The sequence below is a fragment of the Coleofasciculus sp. D1-CHI-01 genome (assembly GCF_040218875.1).
Classification (GTDB): domain Bacteria; phylum Cyanobacteriota; class Cyanobacteriia; order Cyanobacteriales; family Coleofasciculaceae; genus Coleofasciculus.
On record NZ_JAVJQP010000032.1, the window covers coordinates 47,148 to 61,789 of the forward strand.

Here is a 14,642-nt window from a genome sequence, read left to right on the forward strand (position 1 = left end):
GGAATGAATGAAAATGAGGGAGACGGAAGTAGAATGATTGGTTAAGGAAAGGATATGGGGATGAAGATATGATTACCGTCATTTCGCCCGAAAAACTTTATCTTTCAGCCGGAACTGTAGTGAGGTCGCCTGCTACCTGGCAGGAGTATCAAACGTTGTGTAAGCAGCGGGGAGATGATTCCATTCCTCGACTCAAATATCGTTCTGGAGAAGTGTTGCTTATGTCGCCGTTGCCCAAGCATGATAGAGATGTCAGTCTAATTGCGGACATTATTAAGGTGCTCCTTGATTCGACAGGGTGCGAGTATGATTCGTTTACGCCAGTAACGATGCAACTTCCAGAAGAAAGTGGGATTGAGCCGGATTATTGCTTTTACATTGACCATTGGCAAGCCATTTCGGGTAAGGAACGAATTGATTGGTGCAACGACCCACCGCCGGATTTGGTGTTAGAAATTGACATCACCAGCTATTCCAATGTGCAGGATTATCTCCCCTATCGAGTCCCGGAAGTCTGGTTATTTCGGAATCAACACCTGTTGATTTACCAACTTCAGGGTGATGAGTATGGCATCGCATCGCAAAGTCAATATTTCCCAGATGTGAATTTATCACAGATAGTGGCGCGATGTTTAGAAATTGCCTATCAACGCAATACCAGCGCAGCTATTCGCGACTTGAGGCAGCAGTTGGGACATTGACATCCTCCCCCGGCTGAAAGCGCTGCTGATTCCCTACTAATTTTATCACTATGGAGAACAGAATTAAGTTCATAAATTAATTGACCGAATTATTGTTGGGCTTGGTTTTTAGCCGTCCCTCCAGCCTTAATTCAACCCAATTCCCCTAACGCCCCTCGACGAATAATTTCCGTCACTTCTGTTGCCATCCGAGCATCTAATTCCACCACCTCACGCTTCGCATCCCTGGGTTCTAACCGCTTTGCCCCCTTTAATGCCATGCTAAACGTCACCAACTCTGGCACACCCATTGTACTCGGTTGAATAAACTGAACCAACGCCACATAAACCGCTTCCGCCCGATTCCGAATCTGAGTTACACCATTCCCCAGTTTAGAAATAATCACCGGAGAACTAATTTTATCCTGCAAATCTAACATATCTAATGCCACATCCGTTAAACGTGCCGCATCTGCACCCATCGCCCGAATCACCGATTCTAAACTATGCCATTGGGCACCCGGTAAGCGTGAGGCTTGGGGGATGTGATAATGCCAACCCAATATCGAGATCATTCGAGTTAAATCATAAGCTGTAATCGTATTTTCGCCGCGATGTCGTTCCGAGACACCTTTCAGAATAACCTCTCGAGGACGCCACCATGCTTGAGGCGGTTGCGTTGATAATTCGGGTTCTGGGATAAAGGGTTCTTCGCCATATCTTCCTGTGAAAATCAAGTCTTGATTTCCAGTCATACTTTTCAGCCAATTCTCTAACTCGGCGGGTGTGGAAAATTGCTTTAACATTGCCGCTAGGGAGTTGGACGAAGCCATGCGATTCTCGTAGGAGAGAATGTCTCTAAGCACATCATGAAACGAGAACTCTCGGTATTGTCCGCTTAAATCTCTGCCTCGAATCAGGCAGGTATCAATATCGGTTTGAAAGGCGTTGGTGTTGCTGCGAGAGACGAGATTGAGAATCGGGATAATTTTACTACTACTCCAAAACTCGGTTTTACTTAGTGCATTTCTGCCTAGCCACTTGGTTTTGAAGTCTCCGTTAACAAAACTGCCTACACAGAGACAGGCTTCAGTAATCTCTGGATGCAAAAAGCTTAAGCCTTGGTCATCAATATCGGGGAGTTGTCCTACTGAGGGGAAGGATTGGAAATGGGCGGTGTCTTTAGTAACAGAAACCAAGGTTTTACCATTCGGTTTCTGCCTCAGATGGGCGGGATATTCTTTGACTTGGGTTTTATAGGGAGAGGTGTCAATTCCTTTATAAAATAGAACGGGTTTGTCAACAGTTCCTTTTACGGACTCTTTTAAGAAGGTTTGATAAATCGTGTCTTTATTTTTGTCTTTGAGCGAGGGAAGGGGTTTTGGGTTTTCCGGCAGTAGTTTTTGCGCCCAACCTTTGCCAAACTTGCCACTCTCCATATTATTCAGGTAGACCGATTGACAAAACTCAGTCATTGCTTTTTCTGTCTGGTTGCCATAAGCACCATCGAGCCAGGAACCAGCGGGGTAAAATCCTAAGCGATTCAGTTGAGTTTGGATTTGCTTGACTAATTCTGGGTCAGTTTTCAGCGTATCTAAGTGAATTACGATATCGTGATGGATAATATCGGTGAGTTTCATGGGTTGATTGATTAATTTATTTATTTAATTTAACGATGAATTATTATAACCTAATTTGCTAACGTCTTTAAGCAGTCAGGACTCTGAACCTATCCTGTATGGTGCGTTAGGCGCTTGTTTGGATTAATGATTTTCAATTTAGCACGGCTTTGTATAGAACAACTCGCGATCGCGCTTTTTTATTCTCGGTTTAAATCCTAGCATTTCTGTCTTGAGAAGGGGACGATATTATCCTGTCCCTACGCAATCAATTATTTCGGGGAAAGGGTAGGGACACGGCAGTGCCGTGTCCTCAACAGGATGTAAGTTAAGTCAGATATAGTGGGTATTTGTTGTATAATTAAAGGTAAAAACGATTAGATTTTACTGTGGGGGGATGTGGCGAAAGATATTTTTCATGATGCTGTTAGGAACGGATTGCAAAAAGAGGGTTGGCTGATTACTGATGACCCTTTTCGGATTAAGATTGGCGATGTTGAAATGTACCGTGATTCAGCGGTTTCAGCTTAAACTTATTGTTTATGATCCGGTGCAGGAGGTTATTGTCGCATGGAAAAACTAAAAAAATATCAAAATTATGTCCAACAAGTCATAACTGACTATGCCAGTGTCGGTTCAACTCAGGACGAAATCGAAATTGAACAACAACTAATTTTTGATCCAGTTGGCAATCATTATCAGTTGATGTATGTGGGTTGGAAAAACAGACGACGACAGCATGGTTGTGTGTTACATTTGGATATTAAAAATGACAAGATTTGGATACAGCATGATGGTACGGAAGTTGGTATTGCTAATGAATTAGTGAAGTTAGGAGTTCCCAAAGAGGATATCGTTTTGGCGTTTCATGAACCTTTAGTTAGGCAATATACGGGGTTTGCAGTGGGTTGAGCCGACAACTGGTTAAGTAATTCTCATCTATTAACTTAGGTGTGCCATATTACGATTTTTATTGCCCATTTTCCTGAGATCTGAGATAGGTTTCGATCGCGTCACTCGCCACTTTGACCCCATCTTCTTGCTGCACCCGCTTTCCCACCTCGGCGGCTTTGATCCCATAACTTGGCTCAAATAAGAGTTGCTTGAGTTCCGCCGTTAATGTATTCGCACTATATTCATGTCGGGCGAGAGTACGCGCCACCCCTAAACGCACCAAACGCATGGCATTATCGGGCTGATCATGAGCATAGGGTATCACCAACATGGGACGCCCCGATCGCAACGCTTGTCCGGTGGTGCCAACTCCCCCATGATGTACAATTACCGCTGCACGGGGGAAAATTTCGGAGTGGGGTGCATAGTCAACCACAATCACCCCTTCGGGTAACTGGTTTAACGGTAGGTTATGGACTCCCTTGCCCACCAGTAAAATGGCACGGTATCCTAACTGTTGAGCTGCGATCGCACCTTCTAAATAGAAGTTTCCGGGTGTCCATACCATCAGCGAACCCAAGGTAAATACAATGGGTGGAGAACCAGCATCGAGAAACCTTGCCAATTCTGGAGACAACTGCTCATGTTGGGCGCGATCGTAAAAAGGAAACCCCGTCACCTGAGTTTGGGGACACCAATCCGGTTGCGGCTTGGCTAGCTTTGAAGAAAATAACGCCAGTACCAAATCGGGCGAATGTTGACCTTCAAACACCGGATCACAACTGGGTGGTAACCCCAATTCCCCACGCAATTGACGTATCGGCGCACTCCACAACCGGGCTTGCCAACGAAATTGGCGCAGGCGGGCATCATTGGCGACAACGGCTAAGGCTTGTTCATAAGGGGAGATGGTTGTAGTGGAAAGGGTTTGGGAGTCGTAAGCCGACATAAATAGGAGCGGAGAGAGAACCGTTGACACCCAAGGAATCCCTGTTTTTGCCGCAATTAACGATCCGGCAAAGCTTAAGTGGTGCGTCAACAGCAGATCGGCATCCTGTACGGCTTCGAGTAACGCTTTGTATGTCGCCCTCAGATGCGGCATTAATAAATAACAGATAGTATATTCACTTTCCCGACGGGATTCCGACAGCACGCTGATAAACTCCCCATCCTGCTGCATATCGATCGCACTATCGTAGCGAACCGGATGAAATCCAATCCCCTCGGCTTCAATCTTGTACCGATACAGCTCACTTGTGGCAATAACAGCACGATGTCCCCGTGTTTGCAACTCTAGTGCGATCGCCATATAGGGATGAATATCGCCAAAGGAACCATAGGCTGTTAAAACAATACGTTTATTGGTCATTGGTCATTTGTCATTGGTCATTTGTCATTGGTCATTTGTCATTTGTCATTTGTCATTTGTCAGGAAATAGGGAACACCTCGGACTTCGGCGTGAGCGCTCAGTCGAACGCTTACCTCGACTCCGCTCGGTAACACGCTCGGTGTGTAACAGGGAACAGGGTAAGGTATAGTTTTGAATTAACTTACTCAGCTCCCCCAGCTCCCCCAGCTCCCAGACGTAGCATGCTACGTCTCTACATGCTCCCCCATCTCATAACATCCCTGGATAATCTTGACAACTATTAGTGGTATGATTATTTTTCAGCCTATCATTAGCTTGATCTAAATAAAGCCTGTTAATTTTATTCTCTAATTCAGAGTCGATCGTTTGATGTCTATGCTGATCCCGCTAACGCGGATGCCTTTGCTGACTGGATAGAGACTATACCACAGGGTCGGGTGGTTGCGATCGCGGCGAAAGATGACGAGCTGTAATCTCTCGGATCTCGCCAAAACCGCCTGTAAGTCTATGGGTAGTACTCAAATTGACCGTCTTCAATTTAGAGGATCTTGGGCGATTGTCGGCATCAAAGATGTTTCTAGGGGTGCTTCTGGGCGTGCTTCTGGGCGTGCAGTTATCGAAAATTTGAATAATTTTGGCTCAGTTTCTGTCAACGCCTGGTTTCCCTTGGTTGAATCCACCCCAGTTACTCCATCCGTGGCTCAACCTGTGGCTGAATCAATAGAATCCTCCGAATCAGGCTCAGAGAAAAAGAAACAAGTAATCATTATCGGACTTTTGCTGGCTATTATTTTTATCGTGGTCATCGGGGCTATTTTAATTAATATGGACTAAGACGAATTATCAACAGTGTTATCTTCAACCACAACGTAGTTAACCCGGATTTAATATAAAGGCTATTTCTGAACCGAAACTCTAGAGGAAAATTGTTAATGCTAGGACTATTCTTATTTCTCGTATTTTTTACCTTCTTCAGTTTGTTATTGTATGACCCAAAAAAATTCCCAATCCTCAAGCTAAAACCTACACCCCGCCAAGTTTTACTGCCTCACCCCCCCCTCTCCCAAGCTTCATCGTCAACGGTATCTGATATTGATTCAGGAACTCGTAAGGCGATTGCCACAACCTTATCGGATCTCGCCCAATTGCAGGCGGCACAGGAACCTAAGGAGCAACGTCTCGTCGCAGATTCCTCTAAGTTTAATCAAAGTATTATCAACGAGGCATTACAGGGTTCGCGAGACGCCATTTTTGTCAAAATTGAGGAATTTATCCAAACCCAGCGCCAAGTCTCTGGTGCTTATACTCCCCTCTATGAACTTTTAAGTGATTATCCTTTTCGCGTCGGAAAAATGCTGCGTCCGACGATGTGTATTAGTGTCGCTCGGGCGGTGGGAGGAATGGGACATTCGGCATTAACTGCTGCTGCTGCATTGGAACTGTATCACAATGCGTTTTTGATTCACGATGACATCGAAGATGAGTCGGAGTCTCGACGGGGAAAGGGAACATTACACCAAATGATTGGCATTCCCCGTGCGATTAATGTGGGAGATGCGACGAATGTTTTAGCGGTGGGATTGCTGCTGGAAAACTTATCAGTGCTGGGGGTATCTAAGGCGCTGAATATTTTACATGAAATTGAGTTCATGGCGCGGCAATCTGTGGAAGGTCAAGCAATGGAATTGGATTGGGTGGCGACGAATCCCTCCCATCTGAGTGACCAAGATTATTTTACCATGTGTGTGAAAAAGACCTGCTGGTATTCCTTTATTACGCCTTGTCGGATTGGTCTAATTGTTGGACATCCTGCCTCAAATGTACAGGATTTAGTTAAACCTTTGGCAGGGTTAACCCGGTTTGGCATGATTTTGGGGATCGCCTTTCAAATCCAAGATGATTTGTTAAATCTCCAAGGTGAAATGGAATCCTATGGCAAGGAAATTGGTGGCGATATCTATGAAGGCAAACGCACGTTGATGTTGAACCATGTTTTAGCCAACAGTAAACAGGAAGCGGAGAAAATGCGGGAAATTTTGGCTCTACCTCGCACCCAAAAACACCCTGATCATGTTGCCTTCATTATGGAGCAAATGCAACGATGCGGCAGCATTGAACATGGTTGGAACGTGGCGCGATCGCTTGCTCAAAAAGCAGCCGATATCTTTGATTCTTTGGAGTTTTTGTTCCCGGAAACTCCACTACGCCCTGGAGAACAATGGGGCTCTCCAGTGCATGACCGTCGATTTATGAAGGAGTTGATTAATTATGTCATTTATCGAAGTAAGTAGGTTGGGATCGTAATTTGTCATTCGTTATTTGTCATTCGTTATGGCTTTTTGCTGTCTGGATGATCAAAAAATGATTACAAAATGTTAAGTTTTGAAAAAATAAATGGTTTTGAGTAGATTTAAATGAATGCTCGAATGGTAAACCCACATTATTTTACAGTCCATTTAATGTTTTTAATACTAAAGTCTCCGGGAAAATAAGCGTCGGCAACACTGGGGATGATGATTTTATTGGGTTTGCCCTAGGTTTCCAACCCGGAGACACCACAAATAATTCCGCTAAATATCTACTCGTCGATTGGAGGAAAGGTCAGCAGAAACATAAGTGGGGACTAGCCAAAACCGGATTAGCAGTATCCTTAATCAATGGAATTCCTAAAGATGAATCTGATTTTTGGAGCCATACGGGTAAAGTCACTGAACTGGCGCGGGGAAAAACTCTAGGCAACAAGGGATGGGAAAAAAATGTAGAAAACACGTTTGACTTTGTTTATACCAAAACCAATTTGCAAGTCTCTGTGAATGGCAGCCTAGAAATTGATATTGACGGCGATTTTAGTGAAGGGCGAATTGCATTCTATAACTTCTCCCAAAATAATGTCACCTATAAAGCCTTTGAGAAAAAAGTCCTTCCTTCCGGTCAATTGCAAGTCGATGCTATTTCTGAACAAGGGGTAGAGTTCCAAAATCCAATGGATACTGATGCAAAAATTAAAGTCACCCCGTCTGGTACTTGGTCGGTGAAAGACGGAGTAGAGATTACCGCCGCCGGAGAACCCGGGGCTAAACTGCTAAGTCATGTAACGTATCCGAACAATACACCCTACGCCTTGGTTGCTGTAGATCAAGCGAGTGGTAAAGTTATTGAAGAAATCAGCAGTGCTAAGACTCTCAGCCTCAAAGCCGGACAAACGGTAATCTTTAAAATGAATGATGAGCCGGGATGGTATTGGGATAACAAAGGGTGTATCACCGTTGATTGGATGGTTCTAGATTAATTATTTTGACTCTTGATTAATGTAGAGATGCGCCATGGCGCGTCTCTATATTGCCCCCTTTTGCCACGACGATTGAAATCGCGGCGACACTAATGTATGCGAAGCCTTTCTAAAGGGTAGTCCGATTTGAATATAACTAACTTAAACTGAATGGTATTGACTGGTATGCTGGTGGGCAATGCCCACACTACGGTATATCAAGGGTTTGCAAAACAATGAATTGTGCCAGGAGAATACAACAACACAGATGGATTACATCAACGTTATTTAACTTAATAAAAAAAATGAATTAAAAGAGTGAATAAAGATTAAAATAAATAGATTGAGTAAAACGCCCACACCGTCCGACTAGGTGTTAAATGAGTCAGCGCTTAGAGAAAACCCTTGTCCTGCCCCAAGTAAGATTAAAAATCCATTCCGGTACAGACTTGGTTGTCCAGCTATTGATCCGGAATCAACTTCATGAGACCGTACTTTTACGTCCGACACTAGATGATTGGCTACTCAATGACAGCGAGATTTTGCCCATTGTTAGTCGATTAGAACCGCCTTATGTTTATTTGTTTCCAGAGTATGAGTCTACCTGTCAGTTAACGATTCCCATTCCCGACTATCTGCCGAGTGGGACAAGCATGAAAACCTGGTTAAGATTTCCCGGTTGGCTAGAAGACGCCATTCCCATCCAATTGGAACTATTAGAACCAACAGAAAACAGCGATCGCACTCCCGTAATCCATCCCTTAATGGTGACATTTCCGCCGCCGAGAGACAGCAAGGAAAACTACTTAGGAACCGCTGAACCCAGTACCTCTGGAATCTTTGGTCTGATGTCAGGGTTAATGGATTTGGATAAAATTCCTGCCCGTTGGTTGATCGCAGAACTGCTAACACGGCTGTGCCAACATGGAACCAATTATGCCCAAACGCCCCAAGGGAATGAATTACTCAGCCAACTGAGTCGCACCCAGTTCTTTAAAAATGGCGTTTATGCCTTTTCCTCTGCCCAAGTTCCGGCTTGGATAGCCAGTAGTCTATCCATGGCGAATACTATCCTCGCCGCCCAAATTGGACAACGACATCTGCTTTCTATTTGGGAGGAATGGTTATTTGATTTAGCCCAAACTGATATTGAACTGGGAGATGGGGGAGTTCACTCAGAATTGAATAAGGGCGGGTTTTGCTCAAACGTTACTATCAATAGCGACAAGAAAGTCCCTAAACCCGCCCCTACAAACCCGATTCCCTATCAGCGAAGCGAAGCGTCAATACTCAATACACAAAACCCTGAACAATGGTTTGCGGGACTACTTTTAGGACTTGCCCAAGTGTCACCTAGAATGGCGAATTGTTTTCGGGCGATCGCGACTCAGGAATCAACAATACCTGTTGTTGATCATACAGTTGCCACCCAAGCCAGCTACAGTTTAACCACCGGATTACCCGGACTGGATGCGCTTCCGGGGCGTTGGTTGGTAGTGGAACTCCTGATTCTGTTGGCACAACAAGGGGATACCTATAGCCGCACGGAATCCGGTAGCCAATTACTGAATCGACTTAGCCGGACCCGTTTCTTTAAAAATGGCGTCCTCGCCTTTGCTTCAGCCCAAGCCCCCCGATGGCTGGTGATCAGTCAATCGGCGGCGGCGGCGTATCATTCCTCTCTAGGGGTGCAGATGGGACAAGGGGGATTACTTCATGTCGGCGAACAATGGTTATGGACATTAGTTGCCAATGCCTTAAACATTAAAGGGATAGACAACCCAGTTTCTGTATCCAATGCGGCGACAAAAACCTTTGTCTGTGAACTGGGAATGGATGCCCAGCGCTGGTTTGTGGGGATTCTGTTGGGACTGATTCAGGTGTCACCAAAGATGGCGAGATATGTAAAGGCGATCGCGGATCAAGCCCCACCACCTTTCACGCCTACCCCAACCTCCCCTGTCATGTTCAATGATGTTCTCAATGAAGGAGGTTCGCTGGGACGATGAATGTCAACGAACAAGTTCTCCTTAACCGTGTCGAAGCTTTACGTATTCCCCTAGAAGATCCCGCCTTACCCCTAGATTGGAAGGATTGGTATCACTTTATTTTGCTGGATCTGAAAACGGGAATCCGCCTACTCGTCAACGCGACTCTCATCGGCAAACCGGAACAGGGGCAGATGCAAGTTAGCTTTATTGTCAATTTGCCCTCTGCCCAAATTACCCCAGAACTGGAATCTCCCCCGTCAGTGGCAACCTTTGGCACAACCTTTAGCCTAGACTGGCAACCGGACATGGTATGTCGTCATCCCTTACGTCTGCAAGGGAAGGGGATCAATCTGGAAATTAATGGCATGAACTCATCGGTTCAAGTTCACGATGAAAGGGCGCAGCTTTCTCTCAACGTTCAAGGACAAGCTGAAGCCATGCCTCTATTAGTAACTGAAGATGCGCCATTCGGTAGCGGTTTTATTGGGTGGGGATTAATTCCAGGGTTAAAGGTTTCGGGAGAATTATCCGTCTGTGGGCGATCCTTTGCCATTGATCGCGACTGGTTCTGCTATCACGATCGCAATTTTGGTCGGTTTCGTTGGGGCGAGGATATTGGTTGGGAATGGTTTGTCGCTTATGTTACTGATAAGAAGGGCAGATCCTTCACCCTCGTGTTAGACAAACGCACGAATAAAAACCATTCCATGAGTGGTTTACCCTATATTTTTATCTATTCCGGCACTCGCTTGCGGAAGGTGTTTTTGGGGGCTACGTTACAAATTGATTGGGATTGGTCTGCCACTCCCAGTTTACCGTTACGTCTCCCTGGAATCATGGCGTCACTCTTTGGCGATCGCACAGTGAGTATGCCCCGACAGTTACAGGTACAAGCGGCAGATGACCAGGATCAATTGTTATTAACCATGGCGTTTGATTCCACGAGTGAATTAATTGTACCCGATAATCAGAGTCGCCAATATACCTTTATTGAAGAAGTGACGGGTGCGGTTGACGTGACTCTCGTACTGCAAGGGGAAACAATACCAGCAAGGGGGTTTGCCTATGGCGAATATGTGCATTAGTTTGTAGTAAGCGCTTTAGCGCTTCTGGCGTTTCTGGCACTAAAGTGCCAACTACGAACATCCTTTGACGGTTGCATCAAGCCATAATTAATTTAAATGACTTCTCCAACAGTAACGATAACAGTTCAATCAGCAGGTGGATTCATGGGTGACTCAGCCCGGATCACACTCAACGACCAAGAAATTGGGTTTGTTCATTATAGTCGCGGACTGAATGTTGCCGTTATTGATGAAGCAACAGGACACCCCTTAGTTTGCACCACATTTGATACCTTTTTACCGGGAGACTCAGACCGATTTGCCGATCTGATCGAACAGTTACCCAGTGGGCGAATTGTCGCGATCGCGGTTAAAGATGATGCAAGTGCTAACCTGAGTCAGCGGGCTAAACGCGCCTGTCAATCCCTGGGCAGTCGGCAAGTTTACTGTCTCAGATTTCGCACCTCTTGGGCGTTTATTGGTCAAAAAGATGCCAAACCGGGAATCGCGAAAGAAGAATTATCGGACTATTCAGATGTCATCTGTTCTCGTTTACTTCCTGTCTCTGCGGATGCTGTCCAGCGTCCCAGCTTAGGGGTGATATCGGCAGGGGGAAATCAGGGCAATTTCGCCCAAATCACCTGGAATAACGAAGAGATAGGGATAGAAGGAGGATATCAACGGGGATTGAATGTTGTTGTCTTTGACCGGGATAATAAAACGCAAGCGTTCAGTCGTTGCTTTGATTTGTTTGCTAATCCGGATAATGCCGAAGCCTTTGCCCAACTGATTGAAGATTGTTCTCTGGATCAGAGAATTGCCATTGCGGTCAAAGATGATGCCTCTGTTAATCTTTCAGAACGGGCAAAACAAGCTTGTGAAGCACTTGGTAGTCGCTTGATTCGCCATCTGCAATTCCGCAGTTCTTGGGCGATTGTGGGATATAAAGATAGGGGTGAAAATTTAGTGATTGAACAATTAAATCATGACCAGGTAGTCAGTTTTAAACTCTGGATTTAGACTGTTTTGGGGATAAATTTAACTCGTTAATTCAATAGGATCAGCCTAAAAAATCAATAACACGATCATTCAGTTTTTTCCTTACTAATCACTAAACAAATTAACTCAAAAAGCTATCAATTTCATTTACAATCAAGGGTATTAATGATGCAGACGTTTAGCAAAAAAGAGGCGTTCATCGCTTCCGTTATCCTATTTATCACCGTAGGAACTGTTACGCCTCAGTTCCGACTTACCTTCCTGGGGCTAAATCCGGTATTGGCTCAGATTTCACCGGAGGAGTTCGAGGTACCGGAATCGATTCCCCGTGGGACAACGGTGCGGCTGGATGGTTCTAGCAGTATGGCAAAGGTGAATGAATCCTTAAAGGAGCGTTTTGAAAAACAGTATCCGGGTACCGATGTCCAACTCAATTCTGCTGGGAGTAAAGCCGCCTTAGTAGCCCTAGCTGAAGGAGAGATTGATCTAGCTGCGATCGGACGCCCGTTGACGGATCTAGAAAAGGCGCAAGGGTTAGCCCAAATTAATTTAAGTCGGCAAAAGATTGCCATCCTCGTCGGACCCAATAGTCCTTATGGGAATATAGATATTACCTTTGAGCGATTTGCCCGGGTGTTCCGAGGTGAAATTACGGATTGGTCAGAACTAGGGGGTGTACCCGGACCGATTCAACTGATCGATCGCCCGGACTATAGTGATACCCGGCAGGCGTTTCAACGCTACGATGTGTTTAAAGCGGCACCCTTTAGAATCGGAGCCAATACCACCCAGGTAGAGCGAGATAGTACCGAAGCCGTGATTGAAGAACTGGGAAAAAACGCTGGCGGGATTGGGTATGCGATCGCGGATCAAGTTTTTGATCGCCAGGATGTGACAATCATCCCCATGCATAAAGTCTTTCCCGATGATGAACGCTATCCTTTTTCCCAATCCCTGTCTTATGTCTATAAGGAACCTGCTACGCCTGCAGTAGAAGCCTTTATCGGCTATGCTTTAGATCCATCCAATCAGCAGGCAGTTAAAGAGGCTGTTGCCGAAACAACGACAGAACCGGAAGACGCGATCGAAGAACCCGCCGCCGCCGCCGCCCAGCTAGCCCAGGCACCGAATGCACCCGATTCACCGGATTCTCCCGAACCTGCTGCCGCACCCGGGGACGTTGATCAGGTCGATGTCGATGCCCAAGCCACGCCACCCGGACTGATCCCCTGGTGGGTACCGTTACTGCTTGCCCTTTCGTTTCTGGCGGGCGGTTTCCTCGTCTGGCTGCTGAAAAATCGCGACGATGATGATGAACGTCCAAAACGTAGTCCTTTCGGTGAGGGAATAGCGACGAATGGCACACCAATAAACACAGCGGGCGCGGCTGTTCCTCCTCCAACCCCAGTCGCCGCCCCAGTTCCAGCGCCAGCGCCAGCGCCAGCACCAGCGCCAGTCCACAGCAGTTTACACCTAGTCCCCTACGATGGCAAAAACGCTTATGCCTATTGGGACGTAGCCCCAGCCCATATCCAGAATCTCCAGCGTCAAGGAGGCAAAGATCTGGTAGTACGGCTTTATGATGTCACCGACAGCCTGATTTCACCCCATCAGCCCCCCTATCTGCTCCAGCAGTTTAGCTGTGAGCCTCAACCTCCCTATATCCTATTGACACTACCCGCAGAGAATCGAGATTATATGGCGGAGTTAGGGTATCTCACTCCAGGCGGAGAATGGCTGCTCTTGGCTACCTCGAATAAGGTGCGGGTTTCTCCGACAATTCCCACCAGTACCGCTGTCACCGCCACTCCAAACACACAAGCTTGGCTTGCGCCATCGCCCTACCCAGCCACGACACCATCAGCGATGACTGCACCCCCTGCCCCATCTGGGTATGGAGGAGGATATTACCCGCCAGCCCCCGCTCACAGTCGCCTCTTTTTAGTTCCCTACGACGGCAAGAATGCCTACACCTATTGGGATATTGCTCCGGTTCAAGCCCAATCCCTCCAGCGTTTAGGGGGAGAAAAGCTGATGTTGCGTCTGTATGATATCACCGATAGTCCCAACCCAGAGCGGGATCAGCCGCCGATGCTGCAACAGTTCGGATGTCAGGGGGAGCAAAACTATCTACTCTTGTCTTTACCCGCAGAGAACCGGGATTATTTAGTGGAACTGGGTTACTTGACCCGTGAAGGCTACTGGTTACCATTGACGCGATCGCAAACTGTGCGGGTGACGCCGATTTTCGGGACGGGCAATGTCCTCCCAGGAGGCATAGGTCATGGTGAAGGAACCTGGCTGTCTCATTCCCCGAATCCCTCTCACAGTCGTCTATTCTTAGTGCCTTACAGTGGCAAAAATGCCTATGCGTACTGGGAATTAGTGCCGAATCAGATTCAAGCCTTAAAGCATCAAGGGGGAGAAAAGCTACTGTTGCGTCTATATGATGTCTCCGACAGCTTAGATCCAGACAGCTATCGTTCCCACTGTGTCCAGGAATATGATTGTCAGGGTTCAGAGAATTATGTGCTGCTCACATTTCCGTCAGCGGACCAGGATTACCTGGCGGAGTTGGGATATCTCACGGCGACTGGGGACTGGCTACCTCTAACTGACTCGGAAACAGTACGAGTGACGACTAATATTCCCACCGACAGCGATACCCTGTTCTTGGTGTCAAGGGATCGTAACAATTCGTACACCTATTTAGAAGTTCCCCCCACCGTGCTGGAGGCGCTTAAGCATAAGGCGTAG

At 46.4% G+C, this 14,642-nt stretch carries 12 protein-coding genes and 1 pseudogene; 11 read left to right on the plus strand and 2 right to left on the minus strand.

What is annotated here, in order from left to right; translation table 11 throughout:
- Positions 1–68: 68 nt before the first annotated feature.
- Positions 69–701, plus strand: coding sequence for a Uma2 family endonuclease (locus RIB93_RS06735; RefSeq protein ID WP_446371501.1), 633 nt, complete (start codon positions 69–71; stop codon positions 699–701).
- Positions 702–832: 131 nt separating this feature from the next.
- On the opposite strand, the gene RIB93_RS06740 is transcribed toward RIB93_RS06735, so the two are convergent.
- Complete coding sequence (locus RIB93_RS06740; RefSeq protein WP_446371503.1) at positions 833–2,320, minus strand: peptidoglycan-binding domain-containing protein; 1,488 nt, start codon at positions 2,318–2,320, stop codon at positions 833–835.
- Between the two features lie 378 nt (positions 2,321–2,698).
- On the opposite strand from RIB93_RS06740, the pseudogene RIB93_RS06745 reads away from it, so the two are divergent.
- Both RIB93_RS06745 and RIB93_RS06750 read left to right on the plus strand, forming a co-directional pair.
- Positions 2,699–2,812: pseudogene (locus RIB93_RS06745) on the plus strand (element excision factor XisH family protein); the annotation flags it as partial.
- A gap of 57 nt (positions 2,813–2,869) precedes the next feature.
- Positions 2,870–3,211 carry a XisI protein gene (locus RIB93_RS06750; RefSeq protein ID WP_446371505.1) on the plus strand — a complete coding sequence of 114 codons (342 nt, stop codon included), beginning with the start codon at positions 2,870–2,872 and terminating at the stop codon, positions 3,209–3,211.
- A 58-nt stretch (positions 3,212–3,269) separates the two neighbouring features.
- On the opposite strand, the gene RIB93_RS06755 is transcribed toward RIB93_RS06750, so the two are convergent.
- Complete coding sequence (locus RIB93_RS06755; RefSeq protein ID WP_446371507.1) at positions 3,270–4,562, minus strand: glycosyltransferase; 1,293 nt, start codon at positions 4,560–4,562, stop codon at positions 3,270–3,272.
- Positions 4,563–4,913: 351 nt separating this feature from the next.
- On the opposite strand from RIB93_RS06755, the gene RIB93_RS06760 reads away from it, so the two are divergent.
- The 8 genes from RIB93_RS06760 to RIB93_RS06795 all read left to right on the plus strand — a co-directional run bounded on the left by RIB93_RS06760 (position 4,914) and on the right by RIB93_RS06795 (position 14,642).
- A complete protein-coding gene (locus RIB93_RS06760) occupies positions 4,914–5,036 on the plus strand; it encodes an interleukin-like EMT inducer domain-containing protein (RefSeq protein WP_446371553.1) in 123 nt (40 codons plus the stop codon).
- Positions 5,023–5,397, plus strand: coding sequence for an interleukin-like EMT inducer domain-containing protein (locus RIB93_RS06765; RefSeq protein ID WP_446371509.1), 375 nt, complete (start codon positions 5,023–5,025; stop codon positions 5,395–5,397). Before RIB93_RS06760 ends, RIB93_RS06765 begins: the two co-directional genes overlap by 14 nt.
- A 98-nt stretch (positions 5,398–5,495) precedes the next feature.
- Positions 5,496–6,854, plus strand: a complete 1,359-nt coding sequence (locus RIB93_RS06770; RefSeq protein ID WP_446371511.1) for a polyprenyl synthetase family protein — start codon at positions 5,496–5,498, stop codon at positions 6,852–6,854.
- Between the two features lie 518 nt (positions 6,855–7,372).
- Positions 7,373–7,852, plus strand: a complete 480-nt coding sequence (locus RIB93_RS06775) for a hypothetical protein (RefSeq protein WP_446371513.1) — start codon at positions 7,373–7,375, stop codon at positions 7,850–7,852.
- Positions 7,853–8,211: 359 nt separating this feature from the next.
- Positions 8,212–9,840, plus strand: coding sequence for a hypothetical protein (locus RIB93_RS06780; protein WP_446371515.1), 1,629 nt, complete (start codon positions 8,212–8,214; stop codon positions 9,838–9,840).
- Entirely contained in the window at positions 9,837–10,907 is a 1,071-nt protein-coding gene (locus RIB93_RS06785; RefSeq protein ID WP_446371517.1) for a hypothetical protein, read from the plus strand. Before RIB93_RS06780 ends, RIB93_RS06785 begins: the two co-directional genes overlap by 4 nt.
- A 96-nt stretch (positions 10,908–11,003) precedes the next feature.
- On the plus strand, positions 11,004–11,906 hold the full coding sequence (locus tag RIB93_RS06790; RefSeq protein ID WP_446371519.1) for an interleukin-like EMT inducer domain-containing protein: 903 nt from the start codon (positions 11,004–11,006) through the stop codon (positions 11,904–11,906).
- Positions 11,907–12,050: 144 nt separating this feature from the next.
- Positions 12,051–14,642, plus strand: coding sequence for a DUF4912 domain-containing protein (locus RIB93_RS06795; RefSeq protein ID WP_446371521.1), 2,592 nt, complete (start codon positions 12,051–12,053; stop codon positions 14,640–14,642).